Source organism: Donghicola sp. XS_ASV15, from assembly GCF_041224595.1.
Classification (GTDB): Bacteria; Pseudomonadota; Alphaproteobacteria; order Rhodobacterales; family Rhodobacteraceae; genus Donghicola.
The window spans coordinates 15,601-41,037 of record NZ_JBGFGN010000157.1 but is presented as its reverse complement, the minus strand read 5'-3'; the positions used below and the strand labels follow the sequence as shown (position 1 = coordinate 41,037).

The window sequence follows — 25,437 nt, the reverse complement described above, 5'->3', positions numbered from 1 at the left end:
TCAGGCCGCCGATGCCCGGGCGCGGAAGCTTTCGGGTGACTCGCCAGTTACATCCTCAAAGTTCTGCGTGAAATTGGCCGGAGAGCTGAACCCGAGATCCTTGGCCACTTGCTGGAAGCTGGCAGAGCTATTGGCCAACGCTTCCTGAGCGGCGTAGTGAATGCGCTGGCTCAGGATTTCTTCGCCCGACAGGTCGCACATCTCTTTGCAGAAGCGGTCCAATTCGACAGGCGTGCGATCCAATTCTTTTGCATAATCATCGATGTTACGGCCGGAGGCGTAGTTGGCCTCGATCAGGTTGGTGAACGCGCTGACCGTTTCTGCTGCCTCGCGATTCCGCGGTGCCGAGCCAAGCGCGCCCTCTGCGCATTGGCGCTCTAGCCAAACCGATACGAGGCCTAGCAAGCAAATGGCCGCGCGCTCGGAGCGCGCGCGCTGGCTTTCAAGTTCTTGCTGTAGCACCTCGAGATGGCCGGTCAATTCGCACTGATCGGCACCATTCCGTACCCGCAAGTGCAGAGCTTTTTGAGGCAGCCCCACGATCAACGATGAAGAAATCCGCATAACGGTGCCATAGCACTGAGACCCACACTCGAACTTGAGCATCGTGCCCGCGGGCACGAAAATCGCGTTGTGGCTGGTGTACCCGCTGCGCGCTCCACCAAGTACCATGCGCCCCTGACCGCGCGTGACCCAGATCAACAGATGGTCCTTGTACCCGTGCATCGCACTGCGTTTCCACGCCGGTCCGTTGAAAAACTGACTCAGGGACTGGAAGCGTACGGGCGTATTGCCGTCCCGCAGAGGCCATTGTCCGGTTTCGGTCGGATTGATTATCAGCGCGTGGTTCATGTTGTGCGATCTGTAAGTATCCAAAGGGGTTGTTATTCAACCTACTCGGACAGTAGAGAGCCAACTTTAGTCTAGATCAAGTCTAAGCCAGTTTGACATCTTGCTTCTAAGCCAGCTTCTTTGGCGTTTGGCGTACTGCCGACTGGATATAACAGCTTCATTTCGCGCAGTTTCTAGGGAGATTCCCCCATTTACATGGGCGATTAATTCTCTTGCACCGATTGCCTTAGAAGATTGCCAGTTCGGGTTCCAAATCGGCGAAATCTTGCGAGCTTCTTCCAGAGCACCCTGTTCCAGCATCAAATCAAAGCGTTTTGCGATCCGGTGATTCAGCCATTCGCGGTCGGGCATCAGGGCGATCGGCTTACATTTGGATAGGGGGAGCAGGGGCGCGGGCGTGTCATCTTGCCAGTCGGCAATTCCCTTGCCCGTGGCGCTGAGCACTTCCCAAGCCCGTTGGACCCGCATCGGATTTTGCTGATCTAGACGTGCTGCGCTTTTCGAATCAAGCTCTGCAAGCAGTGCTTCGAAACCTTCGGTGCGGACGCGTTCATCGGCCAATCGCCGCACGTCAGGGGGTGTTGCTGGAATGTCCGCCAGTCCCTCGGTAAGTGCCGTAAAGTAGAGTCCTGTGCCGCCTACGATGATGGGGCGGGGGCCATTTTCGAGGTAGGGCGCAACATCGCGCAGCCAATGTCCCACGGAATAGTCCGCCTCTAGGGGAACGTGGCCGTACAGATGATGGGGGGCCAATGCCAGATCATGGTCGTCCGGGCGTGCTGTTAGCACGCGCCAGCCGGCAAAAACTTGCAATGCATCCGCGTTCACGATGATACCGCCCTGAGACTCTGCGATCCGTAACGCGAGCGCAGATTTCCCACTGGCCGTTGGCCCGGCGATAAGCACTGGCTGGTCTGGCGCGATGGTCGAGATATCAAAGCTGTTCAGTGCATCGGGCAAGAGGGCACTCCGAATTGGTAATGTCTTGGGTTCTGCATTGATCCCGTGCGCGTTTTCCGACATTTTGCGCCCGACTGAAAGACATCGCCTGAGGATCTTCGATGGATAATACGCCCGACAGCCTACAGCCCAAGTTTAAACGCGTTCTGCTGAAGATTTCTGGTGAGGCCTTGATGGGCGATCAGGGCTTTGGTCTGCACCCCCCGACCGTTCAGCGCATCGCGCGCGAGGTCAAATCGGTACACGATCTTGGTGTCGAAATTTGTATGGTCATCGGGGGCGGCAATATTTTCCGCGGCCTGTCCGGCTCGGCTCAGGGCATGGAGCGGACCACCGCAGACTACATGGGTATGCTCGCCACCATCATGAACGCACTTGCTATGCAGTCCGCTCTGGAAGAGTTGGGCGTGTTCACCCGCGTGATCAGCGCGATCCGTATGGACGAAGTGGCAGAGCCCTATATCCGTCGCCGTGCGGTCCGTCACCTTGAGAAGAAGCGCGTCTGCATCTTTGCAGGGGGCACCGGCAACCCGTACTTTACCACAGATACCGCAGCGACCCTGCGCGCCAACGAGATGGCCTGCGAGGCAATCTTCAAAGGTACCAAGGTCGATGGCGTCTACGACAAAGACCCCAAGAAGCACGAGGATGCCAAGCGCTATGATTCTGTGACCTATGACGAGGTGCTGGCACAGCACTTGGGTGTTATGGATGCGAGTGCGATCGCGCTGGCGCGTGATAACAATTTGCCGATCATCGTATTCTCGCTGGACGAACCCGGCGGCTTCCGGGGTATCCTTGCAGGCCAAGGCACCTATACCTCGGTCCATTCATAAAGACAGCGCGGGCCGCGCCCACCGCTGCATAAACCAAGACAGGGCGTTGTCACGGAGCACGCCCCAATCAGGAAAGAGCATATAATGGCTGATGAAGAGTTTGAACTGGACGTGGATGATCTGACCCGCCGCATGGATGGTGCAATGGGCGCGCTGCGTACCGAATTTGCATCTCTGCGGACCGGTCGTGCATCGGGCTCCATGCTAGAGCCGATCATGGTCGAGGCCTATGGTCAGCGCACGCCTATCAACCAAGTTGGCACCGTAAACGTCCCAGAGCCCCGCATGGTTACGATCAACGTTTGGGACAAGAGCATGGTCGGCGCCGTAGAAAAAGCGATCCGTGAAAGCGGTCTGGGCATCAACCCGCAGACCAACGGCACCATCATCATGCTGCCGATCCCCGAGCTGAACGAAGAACGCCGCAAAGAGCTGGGCCGTGTTGCCGCTCAGTACGCAGAAAACGCTCGCGTTTCTGTGCGCAATGTGCGCCGCGACGGTATGGATCAGATCAAGAAAGCCAAGAGCGGCATTTCGGAAGATGATGTCAAATACTGGGAATCCGAAGTACAGGATTTGACTGACAAGTATATCAAGGCTGTCGATGCGGCCTTGGAGGCCAAGCAAGAAGAAATCATGCAGGTCTGAGTACGATTGTAAGGAGGGTGCGTATGGCGCTCGATTCCAACGCTAAGAACGCACCAGAGCACGTTGCCATCATCATGGATGGCAACGGTCGCTGGGCCCAAAGCCGTGGGAAACCCCGGCTCTTTGGGCACCACGCGGGCGCACGCCGTGTCCGCGAAGTGGTCGAAGCATGCCCCGATCTGGGGGTGAAGTATCTGACCATTTTTGCCTTCTCGACCGAGAACTGGAAACGCACGCAGGTCGAAGTGGCTGGCCTGATGAGTCTGTTCCGTCGCTACATCACCAAAGAAGCCCGCGCTCTCAAAAACGAGGGTGTTCGCGTGCGCTTTATCGGGGATCGTGTTCGGCTGGATCAAAAGCTCCAGAGCCTGATGGACGAGCTGGAGCAGCTGACCGAAACAAACGACCGTGTGCACCTGACCATTGCCTTGAACTACGGTGGCCGTGACGAGGTCGCCCGCGCAACCAAGCGTTTGGCGCAGGATGTCGCCGCTGGTGAAGTTGATCCTGAAACCGTCGATGGCGAGACCTTGGCTCGGTATCTCGATACCCATGTGCTTCCCGATCCGGATCTGGTCATCCGCACCAGTGGTGAAGCGCGCATTTCGAATTTTCTGCTGTGGCAATCAGCCTACGCGGAATATGAGTTCATCGACACCATGTGGCCTGACTTCTCACACGAGGTTTTTGCCGGGGTCATCGCAGGCTACTGCAAGCGCGACCGTCGCTATGGCGGTGTAAAGGTATGAGCAGCGCGGCAAAATGGGCTGATCTTATCCCGCGGGCGGGCTCTGCGATAGTAATGTTGGTGGTCGGCCTTGCCTGCGTGTGGTTCGGCGGGCTGTGGTATTCCGCACTGATCGCTTTTGCCGTGGGTTGCATGATTTACGAGTTGCGGCTCTTGGGCAAAGCCCGCGATCACAAGGTTGCTGTCTTTCTCGGTGGGCTCGCGGCTGTATTGACGTGGTTCTTGCCGGTTCTTCCGAATATTGCAATTCTGCCCGTGGTCGCAGGCATGATCGCCGCGACGGTCGGCGGCGTGCGCAAGCCCTTCCCGATTGGGGTGGCTGCTGGTGCAATCATTCTGGCCGGCTTCGTGCTTGTGTCGTTGCGCACTGACGCCGGCATTGTCTGGGTCTTTTGGCTGCTGTTCGTGGTGATCGCCTCGGATGTGGCTGGATATTTCGTGGGCAAGACCTTTGGCGGTCCGAAGTTCTGGCCACGCCTGTCGCCCAAGAAAACATGGTCGGGCACCGCTGGTGGTTGGGTGGCTGCCGGTGTCATCGGCGCGCTCTTTGCCGCGACCACTGGGGCAGGTCCAGTCCTGATCCCGATCAGCGCCGCAATGGCCTTTGCCGCACAGCTCGGTGACATTGGTGAGAGCTGGCTAAAGCGTCGGGCAGGGGTCAAGGATAGCTCGCGCCTGATCCCTGGGCATGGCGGCTTTATGGATCGGTTTGACGGCCTCGTCGGCGCCTGCATGATCGCTCTATTCGTTGTGGGGGCGCTGTGAAACGCATCAGCATTTTTGGCGCGACCGGATCTATCGGGCAGAGCACGCTGGATCTGATCGGTCGCCGTATGGATGACTTTCAGATCGTGGTTCTGACCGGCGGCGCGAATATTGCGCAGTTGGCGCAGGATGCACTGAAATTCCGCCCCGAGTTTGTGGTCACCGCCTATCCAGAAAAGCTGGACGATTTGCGCGCGGCCCTAAATGGCAGCGGCATCCCTTGCGCCGCAGGTCATAACGCCTTGGTCGAGGCGGCGGCACGTCCCGCCGATTGGATTATGTCCGCGATTGTGGGTGTGGCCGGATTGGCTCCGGGGCTGAAGGCACTGGAGCAGGGCACGACACTTGCCCTCGCCAACAAGGAGTCTTTGGTCACCGCGGGCCCTTTGCTGCTGGAAACCGCCCGGAGGCATGGTGCCACAATCCTGCCCGTGGACAGTGAGCATTCTGCGATTTTCCAGGGCTTGGTGGGCGAAGAGATGTCTGCGGTCGAGCGGATTATCATCACAGCGTCTGGCGGTGCCTTCCGCGACTGGCCGATCGAAGACCTGCGCAATGCGACATGTGCGCAAGCGTCCACCCACCCAAACTGGGATATGGGGCAGCGTATCACGATCGATTCAGCATCTATGTTTAACAAGGCGCTGGAAGTCATAGAAACCAAAGAGTTTTTCGGGTGTGACCCCAAGATGATCGAGGTGCTGGTGCACCCCGAGTCTCTGATCCATGCTCTGGTTGGGTTTAACGATGGTGCGCTGATGGCGCATGTGGGCGCGCCCGACATGCGCCATGCCATTGGCTACGCTCTGAATTGGCCGGACCGCGCCCATCTGCCGGTCGAACGGCTGGATCTGGCCGCCATTGGCCGGATGACGTTTCGCGCGCCGGATGAGGTTCGTTACCCTGCCTTGCGCCTCGCCCGCGAGGTGATGGAGGCGGGCGGACTCTCTGGTGCGGTGCTCAACGGTGCCAAAGAGAGAGCGTTGGATCACTTCATCGCAGGGCGTATTCGCTTTACAGACATGGCGGATTTGGTGGCCGGTGCGCTTGAAGCCTTGTCTCGTCAGAATATCCTTCAGTCGCCGGTGGTACTTGATAACGTGGTCGAACTAGACCATTTGGCCCGTAAGGCGGCGGATCAGATCGCCATGGACCTGGTAACGTAAGAGGCAGTTTTGGATATTCTCGCTTTGGCCCCTGATTTGGGTGGCCTGCTATACACGATCATCTCGTTTGTGGTCGCACTGGTGGTGATCGTCGCCGTCCACGAATATGGCCACTACATTGTCGGTCGCTGGAGCGGGATCAAAGCAGAAGTCTTTTCGCTGGGGTTCGGTCCTGTGCTTGCGTCGCGCGTGGACCGTCATGGCACGCGTTGGCAAATTGCCGCGCTACCCCTGGGCGGATATGTGAAATTCCTAGGAGACAGCGACGCGGCCAGCGGCAAAGATCCAGATGCGATTGGCGCGCTGAGCGAAGCGGATCGCCGTCATACGATGCACGGTGCGCCCTTGTGGGCGCGGGCCGCGACTGTTGCGGCGGGCCCTGTGTTCAACTTCATTCTTTCGATCCTGATTTTCGCGGCGGTTATCCTGTCCGAAGGTCGCCCGAAAGAGCCTTTGGCCATCGGCGATCTGCAAGAGTTGCCCTATAGCGTCACGCTTGAGCAGGGCGATACGCTGCTGTCGATTGCGGGTTTGGACATCCCCACAGAGGGTCTGTCTGCAATCCGCGGTGACCTGCCCAAAGCGGCGGATCTCGAATACATCGTTGAACGCGGCGGCACAGAGGCGATTGCAATCGCTCCGAACCCCTATACGCCTGTCGTGGATCAGGTGGCGCCCCGCTCTGCCGCGTATGACGCGGGCATCCGTCCGGGCGATGTCATCACAGCCGTCGACGGAGAGCCAATCTACGCCTTCGAAGAATTGGTCGATCTGGTCAAAGCGGCGGAAGGTGCTCCTTTGGATCTATCTGTCTGGCGCGCGGGCCAGGACTTGAATATTGCGCTGAGCGCCAAGCGGGTGGACGAGCCCACGGCAGATGGTGGTTTCCAAACCGTTTGGCGGATCGGTGTGGTTGGCGGGTTGTTCTTTGAGGCCGCAACCGAATCTGTTGGCGTCGGAGAGGCACTTTCTTCGGGGGTGAGCCAACTTTGGTTCCTGATTTCGGGGTCGGTATCCGGCCTATGGCACATGATCACCGGTGCTATCAGCACCTGTAATATGTCGGGTCCAGTTGGAATTGCCGAGGTTTCGGGCGCAATGGCGTCTCAGGGGGCGCAGAACTTTATCTGGTTTATCGGATCGCTTTCCGCTGCTGTGGGCCTGCTTAACCTGTTCCCCGTCCCAGTTCTGGACGGTGGCCATTTGGTGTTCTTTGCCTACGAAGCGGTGGCTGGAAAGCCCCCCAGCGACAAGGTCCTGCGCGTTTTGATGGCAGCGGGTCTCGCGTTGATCCTGTCTTTGATGGTGTTTGCCTTGGGGAATGATCTGTTCTGCCCTTGAATGCCCCATTTATGACGTAATCCAAAATTACACAAAGCCTCATGCGTGTTTACGAATGAGGCTTTTTTCATGTCCACTCTGACCCAAGGGTATCGCAGCCTGTCTTTCCTAGTGGGAATCAACTGGGACCGTTTGTTGTTCCCGACCACGGTGTTGCTCGGGCTCGCCTTCGGTGCGGCGATTGGCAGCTATCTTGTTTAATGGGGCGATAAAGACGCCACATGCTGCGGTTGGTTTTTGACAATCGCCGCAGTTATCGATAGTCACACAACCAATTGAGATGATTTGACGGGGTCACTGCCATGACCGAATTTCCTCGCCGTAAGGCAGGCGGTTTTGCCAAAGCTGCAGGCCTGATGGCCAGCGTTGCTGTTCTTTCTACCTTTACTAGTGTCGTTGCCGCGCCAACGGTCGTTATGGCCCAGAGCTACGCCTTCAATTCTGTCGAAATCGACGGAAACCAGCGGATCGAAGACGCCACGATCCTGTCCTACATGGGGATCGCACGCGGACAATCCGTATCTGCAGCCGATGTGAATGCAGGCTACCGCCGTCTCGAAGACAGCGGCCTGTTCGAAAGCGTCGATGTTCAGCCCCGCGGGAACACCCTGGTGATCACCGTCGTGGAATACCCGACGGTCAACCGCATCTCGTTCGAAGGCAATCGCCGTCTGGATGACGACGCGATGGCAGAGATCGTTGAAGCCCAAGAGCGCCGCGTACTGAACCCTTCGCAAGTCGAGCGTGATGCCGCTCGGATCGCCGAAGCCTACAGCCAGCAAGGGCGTCTTGCTGCCCGCGTCCAGCCCCGGATCATCAAACGCAGCGACAACCGCGTTGATCTGGTTTACGAAGTCTTCGAAGGCGATGTATCGGAAATCGAGCGCATCAGCTTTGTCGGAAACAAGGCTTATTCGGATCGTCGCCTGCGCCGCGTTCTGGAGACCAAGCAAGCCGGCTTGCTGCGCCGTCTGATCTCTCGCGATACCTTCATCGAAGATCGTGTCGCTTTTGACCGTCAGGTTCTGGCCGATTTCTACGCGGCGCGCGGCTATGTCGATTTCCGCGTTCTGGGTGTCACACCCGAGCTCACCCGCGAGCGCAACGGCGTCTTCCTCGTGTTCAACGTAGAAGAAGGCCAGCAATTCCGCGTCGGCAACGTTTCGGTGACCTCCGAGCTGTCGAATGTGGATGCCGATGTTTTTGCCGCCGCCCTGAAAATGAAAAGTGGCGACATCTATTCGCCTACGCTTGTTGAAAATTCGATTGCCCGCCTCGAACGTCTGACTGTTCAGCAACAGCTGCAATTCGTACGAATCGAGCCGCGGATCACCCGCAACGATCGCGACCTGACCCTTGATGTGGAATATGTTCTGTCACGTGGTCCCCGCGTCTTTGTTGAACGCATCGACATCGAAGGCAACAACACCACGCTTGACCGTGTTGTTCGTCGTGAATTCACTGTGGTCGAAGGCGACCCCTTCAATCCGCGCGAAGTCCGTCAGGCCGCAGAGCGTATTCGTGCACTGGGCTACTTCTCCGAAGCGAACGTGGATGCGCGCGAGGGGTCCAGCTCTGATCAGGTTATCGTCGATGTCGATGTGACCGAGCAGGCCACGGGGTCGATCAGCTTTGGCGCCAGCTTTTCGAGCGCCGAGGGTGTCGGTCTTGTCGGTTCGTTCAGTGAGCGCAACTTCTTGGGGCGCGGTCAGTCGCTGAGCGTTTCGCTTGGGAACTCCAGCACAAACTCGACCGCAGGTATCCAATTCGTCGAGCCTGCGTTCTTGGGTCGCGATCTAGCGTTTGGCTTGAACCTGAGCGTGGTCAACAACACCGCCGACTACGCGGATTATTCCAGCGATCTGGGTGTGTTTGAGCCATCGTTGACCTTCCCTGTCAGCGAAAAGGGCCGCCTGCAGGTGCGTCTCAAAGCCGAATATGGCGAGATGTACGATGTGGCGGATGACACCAGTGTTATCATCGAAAACGAAGCTGACGAAGATCCGCTTCAGGCCGGCGGTTTCGGGTACACCTACAGCTACGACACGCGCTCCACGGGCCTGAACCCGAATGCCGGTGTGTTCCTTTCGTTCGGTCAGGATTTCATGGCGGGCAACGATGTCCAGTACGTGGAAACCAACTTGCGTGCGCAGGCGCGGACCTTGGTCTTTAACGAAGAAGTCGAACTGCGCGCGACCTTCGAAGCGTCGAACCTGACCTTCACCGAAGGCTCGAGCCGTGCGTTCCAGCGGTATTACCTTGGCAGCCGCTACATGCGCGGTTTCGAAGGCGGCGGCATTGGCCCGCGTGACGTGTCCGAAGATGCCGCGCTGGGTGGTAACAACTTTGCTGTTGCCCGTTTCGAAGCGGAATTCCCCATCGGCCTGCCCGAAGAATATGGCGTCTCAGGCGGTGTGTTCTATGACATCGGCTCGCTCTGGGGTCTGGACGAAACCTATGCCGCGAACGTGAAGTACGAAGAGGCCAGCTTGCGTCAGGTGGCGGGTGTTTCGCTCTTCTGGGATACGCCGCTTGGTCCGCTGCGCTTCAACTGGTCCGAGCCGGTCGAGCGCCGGGCTCAGGACAAGCCGCGGACGTTTGAATTCACGATCTCGGCTGAGTTCTAATGATGCGGGGGATTGCTGCGCTGGCTGCGGCCGTGCTCTGCGGTCCTCTCCCCGCCCAAGCGCAAACGCTTGATTTCGGAGAGGGGCAGCCGGTACAGGCTGCCCCCAATTCTGTTCTGGTGGTCGATTTGGATCGCGCGTTCCGCGAGAGTTTATTTGGCCAACGTGCTTTGGCCGAGATTGAGTCGACCCGCAAAGAGATTGCCAAAGAAAACGACCGCCTGACCGCTGAACTGGACGCCGAAGAAGAAGAGCTGACGGTTCTGAGAGACACTTTGCCTTTGGACCAATTCCGGACGCGGGCAGAAGCGTTTAATCAGAAAGTCCAGTCGATCCGCCGCGAGCAAGACACCAAGGCGCGTAACTTTGCCCGTTTGACCGAAGCCGAGAATGCGCGGTTTCTGGAACTTGCCCGCCCGATCCTGACAGAGATTCTGGTGCGGCACGATGCGACGTTGCTCGATGACCGTCGTGGCTATTTCATCGTGCTAGATCAAGCGGATGTAACAGACGAAGCCATTGCTGAAATAAACGCGCGCATCGGGGCTGGCGAAACGGCAGAATCCGGCCAGTCCGAGTAGGGCGCTTGCCCGACCTTTTCCAACTTGGTACTCAGCCTTCAAAATGACATTAGAAGGTACAGCCATGACTGAGCCCCGCACCACCGCCGACATCGACCTGATCCAGCGTCTGCTGCCGCACCGCTACCCTTTCCTGCTGGTAGACAAAGTGGTCGACATTGACGGCATCCAGTCCGCTAAGGGCATCAAGTGCGTGACCATGAACGAGCCGCACTTTCAGGGGCACTTCCCCGGCAACCCGATCATGCCCGGCGTCACCATCATCGAGGCTATGGCCCAGACCACCGCAGTGATGGTCGGCACCAGCCTGAACCTCGAAGACAAGAACATGCAGATCTACTTCATGGCGATCGACAACTGCAAATTCCGCCGCATGGTCCGCCCCGGTGACGTGTTGGAAATGAATGTCGAATTGGTCCGCGGCAAGCCCGGCGGCAAGGTTTGGAAGTTCAAGGGCAAAGCGACCGTAGATGGCGAGCTGGCGGCCGAAGCAGATTTTACCGCGATGATGGACATGCCCAAGGACGCGGCATGAGCATTGATCCCACAGCACAGGTTCACGCCTCGGCCATGATCGAAGAGGGCGCAGTGGTTGGTCCTGATTGCGAGATCGGTCCCTTCTGCGTCGTAGGATCTCAGGTCAAGCTGGGGCAGGGCGTTGTCCTGAAATCCCACGTGGTTCTGGCGGGCGACACAGAGATCGGCGACGAGACTGTGATCTTTCCCTTTGCCTGCATTGGCGAGGTGCCGCAGGACCTGAAATTCAAGGGCGAGAATACCAAGCTGGTCGTGGGCAAGCGCAACCGCATCCGCGAGGGCTGCACCATGAACCCCGGCACCGAAGGTGGCGGCGGTCTGACCAAGGTAGGCGATGACTGCCTGTTCATGACCGGAGCGCATGTGGGCCACGATGCGATAGTGGGCGACCGCGTGATCATGGCGAACCAGGCCGCTTTGGCCGGTCACTGCCATGTCGAAGACGATGTTATCATCGGTGGCCTGTCGGGTATTCATCAGTGGGTCCGTTTGGGCCGCGGTGCGATCATCGGCGCGGTCACCATGGTCACCAATGACGTGCTGCCTCATGGTCTGGTCCAAGGTCCCCGTGGTAAGCTGGACGGTCTGAACCTTGTTGGTCTGAAGCGCAAAGGCGTCGCGCGCGAGGATATCACCGCATTGCGAGCTGCGTTCCAAACGCTGGCACAGGGCGAGGGCACCTTCCACGAGCGTGCCAAGCGCATCACCGAGGATAGCGACAGCGAATACGTCCGCTACATGGCGGAGTTTATCCTCGGGGCGACAGACCGTTCGTTCCTGACGCCGAACTGATGGCGCGTCTTGGGATATTGGCCGGGGGCGGTGCGCTGCCCCCAGCGATCTTGCAGGCGCATCCTGACGCCTATGTGCTGACCTTTGCAGGTGTCCAGCACTTGATGGGGGCCGATGCCCCGGTGTTTCCCATTGACCGGATTGGCGCGATCTATGCGGCGCTGCGTGAGGCTGGCGTGACCGATGTGGTCTTTGCCGGTGGCCTGTCGCGCCCTGCGCTGGACCCTGCGCAGTTTGACGATGATATGCGGGCCTTGGCGCCCCATCTGTTGGCCGCGATGCAACAGGGGGATGATGCCGTGCTGCGCTTGGTCGTTCAGACGTTTGAGGGCCAAGGCTTTGCCGTGCGTGGTGCCCACGAAGTTTTGCCGATCCTGACAGCAACGGCTGGTCTGATTGCAGGGCCGCAGCCGACGGACGCTGATATGTCGGATGCAGCGCGCGGTTTTGACATTCTGGCGCACACCGCTGCTCTGGACATCGGGCAGGGCTGCGTGGTGGCGAATGGTTTGTGTCTGGGGTTTGAAACCCTCCAAGGCACCGACGCCATGCTGCGCTTTGTCAGTGAAACGCCCGAGAAATTGCGCCACGCGGCCAAGGGCGGCGTTCTGGTGAAGACCCCGAAAGCGGGTCAGGACCTGCGGGTTGATATGCCTGCCGTCGGTCCTGATACCCTGCGCGCTGCGGCCAAGGCGGGCCTGAACGGCATCGTCATCACTGCGGGTAACGTCGTGGTATTAGACCGTCCTCAAATCGCGAAAGTGGCCGAGGAAACCGGCGTCTTTCTCTGGGCTGCGGAGCCACTGGCATGAAGATCTATGTGATCGCGGGCGAACCTTCGGGCGATGCCTTGGGCGGTGCGCTGATGGACGGGCTGAATAGCCTTGTGCCCGATATCCAGTACAGCGGTGTGGGCGGTCCGTTGATGCAGGCCCAAGGTCTGACCAGCCAGTTCCCGATGGAAGAACTGAGCCTGATGGGGATCGCAGAGGTGCTGCCGAAATACTTCCACCTGAAGCGCCGCATCCGAGAATGCGCCGAGGCGGTGATCGCGCAAAAGCCGGACGTGATGATTACCATCGACGCCCCCGACTTTTGCCTGCGCGTGGCCAAACTGGTCAAAGCCAAAGCGCCCCATATCCGAACCGTACACTACGTCGCCCCCAGCGTTTGGGCGTGGCGTCCCAAGCGGGCGGACAAGATGGCGAAATGCATTGATCAGGTGCTGGCGCTGCTGCCGTTCGAGCCGCCCTATATGGAAGCGGCGGGGATGGAGTGTGACTTTGTCGGTCATCCCATCGCGACCCAAGAGCAAGCTACTGACGCCGAAGCAGACCAGTTCCGTTTGCACTACGGGATCGGCGAACAGCCTTTGCTGCTGGTACTGCCCGGCTCGCGTCGGTCAGAGGTCACACGCCTGTCTCCTGTCTTTCAAGAGGCTGTCAAAGGCGTACTGGAGCGCGTACCCGATCTGCAAATCGTGCTCCCCGCCGCGCCTGCGGTGGCGGGCCTGATTGAGGCGTCCAAAGAGCTGTGGCCGGAGCGTCTGATTGTCCTTGATCCGCGTGAGTTGGGCGACAACGCAGTCCGTTTGAAAAAGGCGGCTTTCAGAGCGGCAGACGTGGCCCTGGCCGCGTCGGGTACGGTCTCGCTGGAACTGGCTGCAGCGCGTACGCCGATGGTAATCGCCTATGACATGAGCTGGCTTAGCCGCAAGATTATCTCGGCCATGCTGCGGATTGATACGGTGACGCTGGTGTCGCTGGTTTCCGACACGCGGGTGGTCCCCGAATTGATCGGCGATCAGTGCAAGCCTGAACTGATTGCGCCCTATGTGGCAGAGGTGCTGAACCATCCCGCAGAGCAGATCGCTGCCATGACCACGACCATGCACCGCTTGGGTGAGGGTGGCGAGGCACCGGGCCTGCGCGCAGCCAAGGCTGTTCTGGCAGGTATGCACCACACCTGAAGCATAATCGATATCAAGAGGACTGGAGCGGGTAGCGGGAATCGAACCCGCGCCAAGAGCTTGGGAAGCTCGTGTGATACCATTTCACCATACCCGCATCACTGACAGGCGAGATACGTTTCGCGATCCCACCCGTCAAGAGGCTTGTGCCGATTAGCGCCGTCGACGCTTGCGTCCGCCGCCTTCGCCGCCGCCGGTGTTAAAGCTGACATCGGGCAGGGCGACAATCTGCGATAGGTTCGGGAAGGCGTCGGTCTTGTGAGGGATCGCGTTGGCGTTGACGAAATGCTCTTGGAACTTCGGCTCGATCGCGGTCTCAACCTTGGTGATCTGGCGCACGATCTGTTCGATGTCATTGCGGGCACTGACGTTGCACAGGGCAATGCGCGCACCGGTGCCAGCCGCGTTGCCAGCGCTGGTGACCTTGTCCAAGGGCACGTCGGGGATCATCCCCAAGAGCATGGCGTGTTTCGGACTAATATGGGCGCCGAATGCTCCGGCGAGGACGACGCGGTCCACAGTATCCACGCCGCGTTCGTCCATCAGCAGACGCGCACCGGCATAAAGCGCCGATTTGGCCAGCTGGATCGCGCGGACGTCGTTTTGGGTCACGGTGATGCGCGGCCCGCCCGTGGCGCTGCCGTCGTGGATGACGTAGGTGTTGGTGCGGCCTTCGGCCTCAATCCGCGAGGTGCCGACTTGCTCTGCGCTGCCGATCAGGCCGCTCTCGTCCATGATGCCGGCACTGCGCATTTCGGCCAGCGCTTCGATGATGCCAGAGCCCGCGATGCCGGTGACGCCGCTGCCTGTGGTGGCCTCGGCAAAGCCCTCTTCGTCCGACCACAAATCGCAGCCGATGACGCGGAAGCGGGGCTCTTTGGTCTCGGGGTTGATTTCCAGCTTTTCGATCGCACCGGGTGCGGCGCGCTGGCCGCTGCTGATCTGCGCACCTTCGAAAGCGGGGCCGGTAGGCGATGAACACGCCAGCACGCGGGATTTATCCCCCAGCAGGATTTCCGCGTTGGTGCCCACGTCCACGATTAGCACCAGGTCGTCGGATTTGTTCGGCTCTTCGGACAAGGCGACGGCGGCGGCGTCCGCACCAACGTGGCCCGCGATGCAGGGCAGGACAAACACCCGCGCATTGGGGTTCATCTGGTTCAGGTCCATCTCACGCGCGTTCAAGGACACGCTGCCAGAGGTTGCCAGCGCGAAGGGCGCCTGACCCAGTTCTACAGGGTCCAGACCCAGCAGAAGGTGGTGCATGACGGGGTTACAGACGAACGTCGCCTCGACGATCAGCGAGGGCGCGATGCCAGCCTCTTCGGCGATGCCGGTGGTCAGGTCGTTCAGCGCGTCGCGCACGGCGCGGGTCATTTCCTTGTCCCCACCGGGGTTCATCATCGCGTAGCTGACGCGGCTCATCAGGTCTTCGCCAAAGCGGATCTGCGGGTTCATGCGGCCGCTGGAGGCTTTGACCTCGCCGGTGATCAGATCGCACAGGTGCGCTGCGATGGTGGTCGACCCAAGGTCCACAGCCAGACCATAGAGGCCATCCTCATGCAAGCCCGGCCAGATGTCCAAAAGCTGAACGTGGCTGTCCTGATGGCCCTTGTGAGCCGCGACGGTAACCTTCCATTGACCTTTGCGCAGGGCAGTCTGGAGCTTTGACAAGAAGGGCAGAGCGGCGGTCACGTCTTCGATCTGCCACTGATCCCGCAGTGCGTCCTTCAGGCGTTCGAAGTCGCCGCTGGGATCGTGCATGTCGGGTTCCTGAACCTCGACAAAGTAGAGCTTGGTGGCGGGGTCCATGACGATGTCGCGCTGGGTCGCGGCCTTGCGGACGACCTGTTTGTGCACTTGGCTCTCTGGAGGGACGTCGACCACAATGTCGCCCTGCACGGTGGCCTGACAACCCAGACGACGACCGGCCTTTAGCCCGCGAATACGGTCATAGCGTTCCTCGACAGCGTTAAGGGCGTTCAGCGCGTTTTCGGCCACGTGCACCCCGAACTTGGGGAAATCGCCATACGAGGGCTGCACCTGACATTTCGAGCAGATGCCACGCCCACCACAAACAGAGTCCAGATCAACCCCCAGCTGACGGGCCGCTGTCAGCACACGGGTGCCGATGGGGAACCGCCCCCGCTTGCCCGAGGGGGTAAAAATAACCAGTGCGTCGGTCATGGGAATATTCCTGAAAAGTCTGTTGCGCGGTGCGATCATAGCCCGCATCCGGCCAAGGGAAAGGCTGGAAGCGTCAGAAAAACTGTCGCCCCCGACAGACATGCAACCCAGATATGTTGCAGCGCGGCGCAAATAGGGCTTTCCACTTACCCCATTCGGTGCAATAGGGAAGCGCCAAACGAAGCTTCCACGGAGACCCGCTATGAAGATTCGCGAGGCGCTGACCTTCGACGATGTACTGCTTGTTCCGGCCGCAAGTAATGTGATGCCTTCGACCGCTGATACGCGGACGCAGGTGACCAAGAAAATTGCACTGAACATCCCCCTTCTTTCCTCGGCTATGGATACCGTGACCGAAGCTCGCATGGCGATCTGCCTCGCGCAGGCTGGCGGCATGGGCGTGATCCACCGCAACCTGACGGTTGAGGAGCAGGCCCGCGAAGTGCGCCGCGTCAAGCGGTTCGAGAGCGGGATCGTTTACAGCCCCGTTACTCTGCGCCCCGACCAAACTATGGCGGACGCCAAGGCGCTGATCGAACGCTACAACTTCACCGGCTTCCCCGTTGTTGATGGTGATGGCCGTGTGGTCGGCATTGTTACCAACCGTGACATGCGTTTTGCGACCGACGACAACACCCCCGTCAGCGCGATGATGACCAGCGACAATCTGGCCATTCTGCGCGAACCTGCGGACCGTGACGAAGCCATCAACCTGATGAAATCGCGCCGCATCGAAAAATTGCTGGTGACCGACGCGACTGGCAAGCTGACCGGTCTATTGACCCTGAAGGACACCGAGCAGGCGGTTCTGAACCCCACCGCGTGTAAGGACGAGCTGGGCCGCCTGCGCGTGGCTGCGGCCTCGACCGTTGGCGATGCGGGCTACGAGCGGACGGCGGCTCTGATCGAGTCGGGTGTGGACATGGTGGTGATCGACACCGCGCACGGTCACTCCGAAGGCGTTGGTCTGGCCGTCTCGCGCATCAAGAAAGAGTTCGGCGATCGTGCCGAAATCGTGGCTGGCAACGTGGCGACTGCTGCGGCCACCAAAGCGCTGATCGATGCAGGCGCCGATGCGGTGAAGGTCGGCATTGGGCCGGGCTCGATCTGCACCACCCGCATGGTTGCCGGCGTGGGCGTTCCCCAGTTGACTGCAATCATGGATTGCGCCTCTGGCGCGGGCGATGTGCCGATCATCGCGGATGGCGGCATCAAATTCTCTGGCGACTTTGCCAAGGCGATCGCGGCGGGCGCGAGCTGCGCGATGGTCGGCTCGATGATTGCAGGCACCGACGAGTCGCCGGGCGAAGTGATCCTGTATCAGGGCCGTTCGTTCAAATCCTATCGCGGTATGGGCAGCCTCGGCGCGATGGCGCGTGGCTCGGCCGACCGTTATTTCCAAAAGGACGCAGCAAGCGACAAGCTGGTTCCCGAAGGTATCGAAGGTCAGGTCCCTTACAAAGGCCCCGCAGGCGCGGTTCTGCACCAGCTGGTTGGCGGTCTGCGCGCAGCCATGGGCTACACCGGTGCGGCCACCGTCGAAGAGATGCGCAAGAACTGTGAGTTCGTTCGCATCACTGGCGCGGGTCTCAAGGAAAGCCACGTGCACGACGTGACCATCACCCGCGAGTCGCCGAACTACCGTCTGGGCTAAGGGCCCTTCGGTTCGTTACATTCAGGGGCCGTCCGAAGATCGGGCGGCCCTCTGCCATTTCCAAAGGGGGCGCGTATGACACCTGCCGCACGCATTCAGGCCGCAATCGAAATTCTGGACCAGATCGTCGCGGGCGAGCCTGCGGAAAAGGCGCTGACCTCTTGGGCGCGCGGCGCGCGCTATGCGGGCTCTAAAGACCGCGCGGCTATTCGCGATCACGTATTTGACGTTCTGCGCCAGAAACTGTCTTGCGCGGCGATTGGGGGCGGTCTGAATGGCCGTGCCCTGATGATCGGAAGCCTGACCCAAGTGGGAGCGGATCTGGATAGCGTCTTTACTGGCGGAGGCCATGCGCCAAGTCCTTTGGCAGATGATGAGCGTCCCGACGCACCTGCGCTGGACGTGGCAGAGGCGTGGGATGTTCCAGACTGGCTTCTTCCCTTGTGGCAGAGCAGCCTCGGGGACAAGGCAGCCGAAGTTGCTGAAATTCAGCGCCACCGCGCACCGGTGTTCCTGCGGGCGAACCTGCGCCGTACGTCCACCGAAGAGGCGATCATGGCCTTGGCTGCGCACGAGATTACAGCGCAGCCGCACCCGCTGTCCCCATCGGCGATCGAGGTCACGGGCAATGCCCGACGGATCAAACAGGCCCCAGCTTACTTGACAGGCGAGGTCGAGTTGCAGGATGCGGCGAGCCAAGCGCTGATAGACGCGCTGCCGCTGCCAGATGCGGGCAAGGTGCTGGACTATTGCGCGGGCGGAGGGGGCAAGACGTTGGCTATGGCGGCGCTGTCATCTGCCACGATGCACGCTCACGATGCCAATCCGCGCCGGATGAAGGATCTGCCTGACCGCGCAGAACGCGCAGGGATCGCGGTGCGTTTGCTGAAAACAAATGAACTCAAACAGACCGGCCCGTTTGATCTGGTGCTGTGTGATGCGCCGTGTTCCGGTTCTGGGTCTTGGCGCCGCGCGCCCGAGGGCAAGTGGCGTCTGACGCCCGAGGTTCTGGACGAGGTCACCCAGCTGCAGGCCCAGATACTGGACGATGCGGCGCCATTGGTCGCTGAAGGTGGTGTTTTGGCCTATGCGACATGCTCTGTCCTGTCGGTCGAGAACCATAGGCAGATCGAAGCGTTCCTAGAGCGGCATTCCTGTTGGTCGCTGGAGGCAGAGCGTCTCTTCACGCCAACCGAGGGCGGCGACGGGTTTTTTGTCGCGGTCTTTCGGAAGGCTTAAAATATCAATCTGCCTTTGATTGATCTGTCAATTTGTTAAGCTGCTCTTAATTGTTTTGGGTGAAGCTCTACCAAGTTCCAGTCAGAGGCACAGTATGCCGCACAGAAAAATTAAGAATGCGCTCCGCCAGTCACCCGTGACTGTAGCGGCTTTGGTGCTTGGTGTTTTCCTGCTCGGGGTAGGCGCTGCGCTTTCTCTGGTGCCTGAGATGTCAACGATGGCGCTGGTCGGGACGACCCTCATGTTGCTTGGGATTACGGGGCTGACGTTTGCTTTGGTGCTGCGTCTCAGCCGGCCGCGGCACGTACGGAAGATGACTCAACGCTTTGAGATGCTGCTGGATGCATTTCCTTGTCCCGCTTTGATCACGGATGTGGATGGTAACGTTTTGCAGGTCGGCCCAGGGGTATCTGACCTTCTGCCCGGGGCAGACATTGGTTGTGCGATCTTTCCAAGCCTACAAGAGGATGCGCAAAAGGCCAGAGACCTGCTGGCTGACTGTCTGTTGGGGCGCAGATCCCATGGTGTCTGCGCTCTGGCGCATGACGCTTTCTCGATGACATTGACGCCGCTCGAAGGGGAGCGGGTTTTGTGGACCCTGTGCAACCGCACCGTGCCCGAGGAGCACCCTGCGCCAGAGGACGATCACCACCATCTGCGCTTGGCTCTTGGTCGGAACGGGGCGATCTTGTGGATGAACTCTGCACTACGCGATGTGCTTTCTGGCAGCCGGCGCAATGTGCGCGACGTATTTCTTGATCCGCCGCTTGAGCATGGCAAGATGGTGTCCCTGCGCAGTCCGCGCGGGATCAAGGAGTATCTGGTCGTCGATCTGTCGCGCGAAAACGGTCGCCGCGAGATCATGTTGGCCCCGCCTCCTGCGACGGTCCAGCGTCTTGAGCAGCCGGATATCGAACACCTGCCTGTGGCAATACTTAGCTGCAGTCCAGACGGCGCACTCCTGTCCGCAAACCGAGCGGCCCGCCGGCTTCTGTATGGCGATACCGCGACGCCGCGCTCGCTGCCCGCGCATCTTTCTGGTGTGCTCGAAGGGTTGGGGCGATCGCTGAGTGAGTGGTTGCAGCAAGTCGCAAACGGGCAGGCCGTTGGACAAACTGAGTTTATGCGCCTCTTGGAGCAAGAGCGTGAACGCTATGTTCAGGTCACCCTTTCGCCGCAGCGGGATGGTCAGGACAAATCACGCGTTATGGTTCTGTTGACCGATGCAACGGATCTTAAAGCGCTGGAGGCAAAGTTCGCTCAGACGCAAAAGATGCAAGCTGTGGGTCAACTCGCGGGCGGGGTGGCCCATGACTTTAACAATTTGCTCACTGCGATTTCGGGGCACTGTGATTTGCTGCTCTTGCGCCACGAACCGCAGGACCCAGAGTATGCTGATCTGATCCAGATTGCCCAAAACGCCAACCGTGCGGCGGCTTTGGTCGGTCAGCTGCTGGCATTTTCGCGCAAACAGACTTTGAACCCAGAGCAACTGGATGTGGGTGCGACTTTGTCGGAGCTGACCCACCTTTTGAACCGGCTCGTGGGTGAAAAGGTGAACCTTAACTTCTCGCAACAAGCAGCGCGTTTGCCGATCCGCGCAGACAAGCGGCAACTGGAACAGGTTCTGATGAACCTGGTTGTGAATGCCAGAGATGCGATGCCCGACGGAGGCGAAATTCGCATCGAGTCCAGTGAATGCCAGTACGACTTTCCAGTGATGCGCGACCGCGCTCAAATTCCGGCGGGCAGCTACATCGTGATCTCGGTCGAAGACGACGGGGTCGGGATTCCCTTTGAACATCAACACAAGGTGTTCGAGCCGTTCTTTACGTCGAAAAAGGCGGGAGAGGGGACCGGCCTAGGACTTTCAACGGCTTATGGTATCGTCAAGCAAAGCGGGGGCTATATCTTTTTGACCAGTGCACCGGGGCGTGGCACGCGCTTTGATCTGCTCTTTCCTGTGGATCAAAGTGAACAGATCGTTGCGATTACACCGGCGGAACCCGTCCGCCTTCGTCATGGCGAGGGTCGTGTTCTTCTCGTCGAAGACGAGGCACCCGTGCGCGCCTTCGCGACACGTGCTTTGCAGATGCGCGGATACGAGGTCATCGAGGCCGCGTCGGGTGAGGAAGCGCTGGAACGTTTCTCGGAGGCTGGATTTCATGTGGATGTGGTCGTCACCGACGTGATTATGCCGGGCAAAGACGGGCCAACCTGGGTTGCCGAGGCGCTAGCCAACCGTCCCGACATCCCTGTGGTGTTTGTGTCGGGCTACGCAGAGGAAACCTTCGAGGACGCCAAGAAGGTTATCGCGAACTCGGTCTTTTTGCCAAAACCCTTCTCACTCACCGATCTGACTGCCACAGTTCAGGCGCAGATGGGAGAGCAGGCGGCCTGACGCCTACTTCACGCTGTCGTAGAGTTCGAATTCCTGCGGACATTTACGCCGCAAGTGCTCTGCGACCTCGGCGGATAACGTCAACTGACCAGCGGGTGAAACGTTCATGCGCTCCGTTGTGATCTCGCGTCCCAAGCGGTCCTGTAGAAAGTCATAGAGTTTGTCTAACCGGTTATAGCGGAACAAGTGCGTGACCCCGCAAATCCTGCCTTCTTCGCCAGCAAGGAACCGCGCCTGAGAGCCGACATTGGCAAACGGGGCAGGCTTGCCTTTGGTGTATTCCAATACGAAATCGTCGAACGCGACATCCGATGTGGAATTTGGACGGCCCTGCAATTCGGGTCGCTGGCGATACCTGTACCAACTCCCAAGCCAGTCGATCGGCTCGCGTACGACGGCCACAGTTTCGGGTGTGCGGCCCGTGGCTTTGTCGAACATTTTTTCCATGAATCGGGTGTACCGATAGACAGGCAAGTGTTTCAATTCCGGCGGGTTCGAGATCACGATATCCGCATGTGGTGACAAGGCTGCCTCAAGCGCTGTCGTACCTGTTTTTGGCACGGACAAGATTGCCAGATTTTGCTTCCAAAACACCAACATGGGGGCACCTCTTCCAGAATTTGTCCGCATGATAACGCGGCATTAACCGAGATGCCCGAACTTATTTCCATCACCTTTCTCTTGCAATGTTCTCTTTTTGGTCCAATATGTGAACAAGACGGGAACATCGCAACGATTGCCGCCCGTGTCAGGGTGTGGAATAAGGATAGCGACAATGGCAATGGCAGATCTTTTGAGCATGGACAGCAAATCACAGGCAGACAAGCAAAAGGCGCTGGATAGCGCTTTGGCGCAAATCGAACGTCAGTTCGGCAAGGGCTCGATCATGAAGCTGGGGCAGAACAACCCCATGGGCGAGATCGAGGCAACATCGACCGGATCGCTGGGGCTCGATATCGCGCTTGGCATCGGCGGCCTGCCCAAGGGCCGGATCATCGAAATCTATGGTCCTGAAAGCTCTGGTAAAACCACTTTGACCCTGCACTGCATTGCAGAAGAGCAGAAAAAGGGTGGCGTCTGCGCATTTGTTGACGCGGAACATGCACTGGACCCCCAATACGCGAAAAAGCTGGGTGTGAACCTAGACGAGCTGCTGATCTCGCAGCCCGACACAGGTGAGCAGGCGTTGGAAATCACCGATACGCTCGTGCGGTCGGGCGCGGTCAACATGGTCGTCGTCGACTCGGTCGCGGCCCTGACACCCAAAAGCGAACTCGAAGGTGACATGGGTGATTCGAGCGTGGGCGTTCAAGCCCGCCTGATGAGCCAAGCGATGCGCAAGCTGACCGGCTCGATCAACCGATCAAAGTGCACCGTGATCTTTATTAACCAGATCCGCATGAAAATTGGTGTGATGTTCGGAAGCCCCGAAACCACCACCGGTGGTAACGCGCTGAAGTTCTATAGCTCGGTTCGTCTGGATATTCGCCGCATTGGCGCGCTGAAGGACCGTGATGAGGTCGTCGGTAACGCGACCCGCGTGAAGGTCGTGAAGAATAAAGTCGCACCGCCCTTCAAGCAGGTCGAGTTCGACATCATGTATGGCGAAGGCATCTCGAAGAACGGCGAACTCCTTGATTTGGGTGTCAAAGCTGGCGTGGTGAATAAATCCGGCTCGTGGTTCTCTTATGGGGATGAACGGATCGGGCAGGGCCGCGAGAACGCCAAGAACTTCCTCAAGGAGAACCCGTCAATCGCGGACGAGATCGAGGATAAGATCCGCGCCGCCCACGGGCTCGATTTCTCCTTCGAAGGAGAGGGCGGCGACGACGTCATCTCGGACGACTGATTTCGACACAGTTACAAAAGAAGCGGCTCTCGGGCCGCTTTACTTCTGGCTTTTTCTGCGCCTGCGCGGTAACCCGCGCGGGAATAGGAAAAGGCTGAACTCATGGATCTTCGCAATATCGCGATCATCGCGCACGTTGACCACGGTAAAACCACGCTGGTCGATGCGCTTCTCAAACAATCGGGCGCCTTCCGTGAAAACCAAGCCGTGGACGAACGTGCCATGGACAGCAACGACCTGGAACGCGAGCGCGGGATCACCATCCTTGCCAAAGCGACCAGTGTCGAATGGAACGGAACGCGCATCAACATCGTGGACACTCCCGGTCATGCCGACTTCGGTGGCGAGGTCGAGCGTATCCTGAGCATGGTAGACGGTGTGGTTCTGCTGGTGGACGCGGCCGAAGGCCCGATGCCTCAGACCAAATTTGTGACCTCCAAGGCTCTGGCTCTGGGTCTGCGCCCCATCGTAGTGGTGAACAAAGTCGACAAGCCCGATGGCGAACCTGACCGCGCGTTGGACGAATGCTTCGACCTGTTTGCCAACCTCGGTGCAAACGAAGAGCAGCTGGACTTCCCGACCATGTACGCGTCGGGCCGCGCTGGCTGGTGTGACATGGAGCTGGATGGTCCCCGCGAGAACCTGCACGCTCTTTTTGATCTGATCGTAGATCACGTGCCGTCGCCCAAGCAGCAGGAAAAGGCGGGTGAGCCTTTCCAGATGCTGGCGACTACGCTCGGCAGCGATAACTTCTTGGGCCGCATTCTGACCGGCCGCGTCGAATCCGGCACCCTGAAAACCGGTGACAGCCTGAAGGCGCTGTCGCGCACCGGCGATCTGATCGAAAACTTCCGCGTTGCGAAAATCCTCGCGTTCCGTGGTTTGGGCCAGCAGCCCATCGACGAAGCCGTTGCTGGTGACATCGTGACCATCTCGGGTATGACCAAAGCGACTGTTGCGGATTCGCTTGTAGCCCCGTCGGTGAACGAGCCTCTGCCCGCACAGCCGATCGACCCGCCGACCATAACCGTGACCTTTGGCATCAACGACAGCCCGCTGGCGGGCCGCGATGGTAAAAAGGTCCAGAGCCGCGTCATTCGTGACCGCCTGATGAAAGAAGCCGAGTCAAACGTCGCGATCCAGATCACCGACACTCCCGGTGGAGACGCGTTCGAAGTTGCCGGTCGCGGCGAACTTCAGATGGGCGTTCTGATCGAGAACATGCGCCGCGAAGGGTTCGAGCTGTCGATCTCGCGTCCGCAGGTGCTGTTCCGCGAAGAGAACGGCGTTCGCATGGAGCCGATCGAAGAAGTCACCATCGACGTGGATGATGACTACTCGGGTGCTGTCATCGAAAAAATCACCGGCAACCGCAAGGGCGAACTGGTCGAGATGAAGCCCGCCGGCACCGGCAAAACCCGTATCATCGCGCACGTTCCGTCGCGCGGCCTGATCGGTTACCACGGCGAATTCCTGACCGACACCCGCGGTACCGGCGTGATGAACCGTGTGTTCCACGAGTGGGCACCGCACAAAGGCGCAATCCCCGGTCGCCGTGCTGGCGTTCTGATCTCGATGGAGAATGGTCAATCGGTCGCGTTCGCGCTGTGGAACCTCGAGGACCGCGGCAAGATGTTCATCGGTGCGCAAGAAGAAGTGTACACTGGCATGATCATCGGCGAGCACAGCCGTGAAAATGATCTGGAAGTGAACCCGCTAAAGGGTAAGAAGCTGACCAACGTGCGTGCTTCGGGCACTGACGAAGCGGTTCGCCTGACCACTCCGGTCACTCTGTCGCTGGAAGAAGCGATTGCCTACATTGACAACGATGAGCTCGTCGAAGTGACCCCAAACAAGGTCCGTCTGCGCAAGCGCTATCTTGATCCGCACGAGCGTAAGCGGATGGCGAAACAAGCCTAAAAAAGCAAAGGCCCCGAGGATCACCTCGGGGCCTTTTTTTTAGGGCTGGCCGCCGAAGCGGCCAAGTCATCCGATTATTCTGTCAGTTCGACGATCACCAGATCGCGTTCTGCAGCGCCTTTGGCGTGTGCCAAAGCAGCCTGGTATTCATCGGAATGGTAGCAGTCGATGGCCGCCTGTTTCGACGGGAACTGCGCGACCACATGGCGCTCGCGCTCGGCCCCTTCTAGCGTATGGTAGTCGCCGCCCCGAGCAAGGAACTTGCCCCCGTGGGCGGCGATGGCGACGCCTGCGCCCTTGGCATATTTGCCATAGGCGTCTGCGTCGGTGACGTGCACGTGGGCAATCCAGAGGGCAGACATGGT

The 25,437-nt window shown here is 59.3% G+C and carries 23 protein-coding genes and 1 tRNA gene; 18 read left to right on the top strand and 6 right to left on the bottom strand.

The window, feature by feature from the left end:
• Nucleotides 1-852, bottom strand: a complete 852-nt coding sequence (locus AB9K37_RS14620) for a helix-turn-helix domain-containing protein (protein ID WP_369840215.1) — start codon at nt 850-852, stop codon at nt 1-3.
• Between the two features lie 66 nt (nt 853-918).
• Nucleotides 919-1,812: a tRNA (adenosine(37)-N6)-dimethylallyltransferase MiaA gene (gene miaA / locus AB9K37_RS14615; RefSeq protein WP_369840213.1), complete on the bottom strand. Its 894-nt coding sequence runs from the start codon at nt 1,810-1,812 to the stop codon at nt 919-921.
• A gap of 101 nt (nt 1,813-1,913) precedes the next feature.
• Between miaA and pyrH the strand changes: the two genes are divergently transcribed.
• The 13 genes from pyrH to lpxB all read left to right on the top strand — a co-directional run bounded on the left by pyrH (nt 1,914) and on the right by lpxB (nt 13,822).
• Nucleotides 1,914-2,648 carry a UMP kinase gene (pyrH, locus tag AB9K37_RS14610; RefSeq protein WP_369840211.1) on the top strand — a complete coding sequence of 245 codons (735 nt, stop codon included), beginning with the start codon at nt 1,914-1,916 and terminating at the stop codon, nt 2,646-2,648.
• Between the two features lie 84 nt (nt 2,649-2,732).
• Nucleotides 2,733-3,296 carry a ribosome recycling factor gene (gene frr / locus AB9K37_RS14605; protein WP_369840209.1) on the top strand — a complete coding sequence of 188 codons (564 nt, stop codon included), beginning with the start codon at nt 2,733-2,735 and terminating at the stop codon, nt 3,294-3,296.
• Between the two features lie 23 nt (nt 3,297-3,319).
• The gene (locus AB9K37_RS14600; RefSeq protein ID WP_369840207.1) at nt 3,320-4,045 is read left to right on the top strand and encodes an isoprenyl transferase; all 726 of its coding nucleotides are present in this window, start codon (nt 3,320-3,322) and stop codon (nt 4,043-4,045) included.
• Nucleotides 4,042-4,809, top strand: a complete 768-nt coding sequence (locus AB9K37_RS14595; RefSeq protein WP_369840205.1) for a phosphatidate cytidylyltransferase — start codon at nt 4,042-4,044, stop codon at nt 4,807-4,809. Before AB9K37_RS14600 ends, AB9K37_RS14595 begins: the two co-directional genes overlap by 4 nt.
• Complete coding sequence (gene dxr, locus AB9K37_RS14590; protein WP_369840203.1) at nt 4,806-5,975, top strand: 1-deoxy-D-xylulose-5-phosphate reductoisomerase; 1,170 nt, start codon at nt 4,806-4,808, stop codon at nt 5,973-5,975. The genes AB9K37_RS14595 and dxr overlap by 4 nt, the downstream gene beginning before the upstream one ends.
• Before the next feature lie 9 nt (nt 5,976-5,984).
• Complete coding sequence (gene rseP / locus AB9K37_RS14585) at nt 5,985-7,316, top strand: RIP metalloprotease RseP (protein ID WP_369840201.1); 1,332 nt, start codon at nt 5,985-5,987, stop codon at nt 7,314-7,316.
• Between the two features lie 69 nt (nt 7,317-7,385).
• The gene (locus tag AB9K37_RS14580) at nt 7,386-7,517 is read left to right on the top strand and encodes a hypothetical protein (protein ID WP_369840199.1); all 132 of its coding nucleotides are present in this window, start codon (nt 7,386-7,388) and stop codon (nt 7,515-7,517) included.
• A gap of 101 nt (nt 7,518-7,618) precedes the next feature.
• Nucleotides 7,619-9,943: an outer membrane protein assembly factor BamA gene (gene bamA / locus AB9K37_RS14575; RefSeq protein ID WP_369840197.1), complete on the top strand. Its 2,325-nt coding sequence runs from the start codon at nt 7,619-7,621 to the stop codon at nt 9,941-9,943.
• On the top strand, nt 9,943-10,524 hold the full coding sequence (locus AB9K37_RS14570; protein ID WP_369840195.1) for an OmpH family outer membrane protein: 582 nt from the start codon (nt 9,943-9,945) through the stop codon (nt 10,522-10,524). The genes bamA and AB9K37_RS14570 overlap by 1 nt, the downstream gene beginning before the upstream one ends.
• Nucleotides 10,525-10,588: 64 nt before the next feature.
• Nucleotides 10,589-11,059: a 3-hydroxyacyl-ACP dehydratase FabZ gene (fabZ, locus tag AB9K37_RS14565; protein WP_072706929.1), complete on the top strand. Its 471-nt coding sequence runs from the start codon at nt 10,589-10,591 to the stop codon at nt 11,057-11,059.
• Nucleotides 11,056-11,853: an acyl-ACP--UDP-N-acetylglucosamine O-acyltransferase gene (lpxA, locus tag AB9K37_RS14560; RefSeq protein ID WP_369840192.1), complete on the top strand. Its 798-nt coding sequence runs from the start codon at nt 11,056-11,058 to the stop codon at nt 11,851-11,853. Before fabZ ends, lpxA begins: the two co-directional genes overlap by 4 nt.
• Nucleotides 11,853-12,665, top strand: a complete 813-nt coding sequence (locus AB9K37_RS14555) for an LpxI family protein (protein ID WP_369840190.1) — start codon at nt 11,853-11,855, stop codon at nt 12,663-12,665. Before lpxA ends, AB9K37_RS14555 begins: the two co-directional genes overlap by 1 nt.
• Entirely contained in the window at nt 12,662-13,822 is a 1,161-nt protein-coding gene (lpxB, locus tag AB9K37_RS14550) for a lipid-A-disaccharide synthase (protein ID WP_369840188.1), read from the top strand. The genes AB9K37_RS14555 and lpxB overlap by 4 nt, the downstream gene beginning before the upstream one ends.
• Nucleotides 13,823-13,845: 23 nt before the next feature.
• Here lpxB and AB9K37_RS14545 read toward each other — a convergent pair.
• Together AB9K37_RS14545 and AB9K37_RS14540 are read right to left on the bottom strand one after the other, a co-directional pair.
• Nucleotides 13,846-13,919 (bottom strand) — tRNA-Gly (locus AB9K37_RS14545).
• A 56-nt stretch (nt 13,920-13,975) separates the two neighbouring features.
• Nucleotides 13,976-16,009 (bottom strand): ASKHA domain-containing protein, encoded by a 2,034-nt coding sequence (locus AB9K37_RS14540; RefSeq protein WP_369840186.1) that lies wholly within the window; start codon nt 16,007-16,009, stop codon nt 13,976-13,978.
• 202 nt (nt 16,010-16,211) lie between these two features.
• Between AB9K37_RS14540 and guaB the strand changes: the two genes are divergently transcribed.
• The 3 genes from guaB (at nt 16,212) to AB9K37_RS14525 (ending at nt 21,303) form a co-directional block, all read left to right on the top strand.
• The gene (guaB, locus tag AB9K37_RS14535) at nt 16,212-17,663 is read left to right on the top strand and encodes an IMP dehydrogenase (protein WP_369840184.1); all 1,452 of its coding nucleotides are present in this window, start codon (nt 16,212-16,214) and stop codon (nt 17,661-17,663) included.
• 75 nt (nt 17,664-17,738) lie between these two features.
• Nucleotides 17,739-18,902 carry an RsmB/NOP family class I SAM-dependent RNA methyltransferase gene (locus AB9K37_RS14530; RefSeq protein ID WP_369840182.1) on the top strand — a complete coding sequence of 388 codons (1,164 nt, stop codon included), beginning with the start codon at nt 17,739-17,741 and terminating at the stop codon, nt 18,900-18,902.
• A gap of 94 nt (nt 18,903-18,996) precedes the next feature.
• Complete coding sequence (locus AB9K37_RS14525) at nt 18,997-21,303, top strand: ATP-binding protein (protein ID WP_369840180.1); 2,307 nt, start codon at nt 18,997-18,999, stop codon at nt 21,301-21,303.
• Between the two features lie 3 nt (nt 21,304-21,306).
• Here the strand turns inward: AB9K37_RS14525 and AB9K37_RS14520 are convergent, their stop codons facing one another.
• Nucleotides 21,307-21,903 carry a gamma-glutamyl kinase gene (locus AB9K37_RS14520; RefSeq protein ID WP_369840178.1) on the bottom strand — a complete coding sequence of 199 codons (597 nt, stop codon included), beginning with the start codon at nt 21,901-21,903 and terminating at the stop codon, nt 21,307-21,309.
• Nucleotides 21,904-22,078: 175 nt separating this feature from the next.
• Here AB9K37_RS14520 and recA point away from each other — a divergent pair, with 175 nt between their 5' ends.
• Together recA and typA are read left to right on the top strand one after the other, a co-directional pair.
• The gene (gene recA, locus AB9K37_RS14515) at nt 22,079-23,152 is read left to right on the top strand and encodes a recombinase RecA (protein WP_369840176.1); all 1,074 of its coding nucleotides are present in this window, start codon (nt 22,079-22,081) and stop codon (nt 23,150-23,152) included.
• Nucleotides 23,153-23,254: 102 nt separating this feature from the next.
• Nucleotides 23,255-25,072, top strand: coding sequence for a translational GTPase TypA (typA, locus tag AB9K37_RS14510; RefSeq protein WP_369840174.1), 1,818 nt, complete (start codon nt 23,255-23,257; stop codon nt 25,070-25,072).
• A 74-nt stretch (nt 25,073-25,146) separates the two neighbouring features.
• On the opposite strand, the gene AB9K37_RS14505 is transcribed toward typA, so the two are convergent.
• Nucleotides 25,147-25,434 (bottom strand): DUF1330 domain-containing protein, encoded by a 288-nt coding sequence (locus AB9K37_RS14505; protein ID WP_072706918.1) that lies wholly within the window; start codon nt 25,432-25,434, stop codon nt 25,147-25,149.
• Between the last annotated feature and the right edge of the window lie 3 nt (nt 25,435-25,437).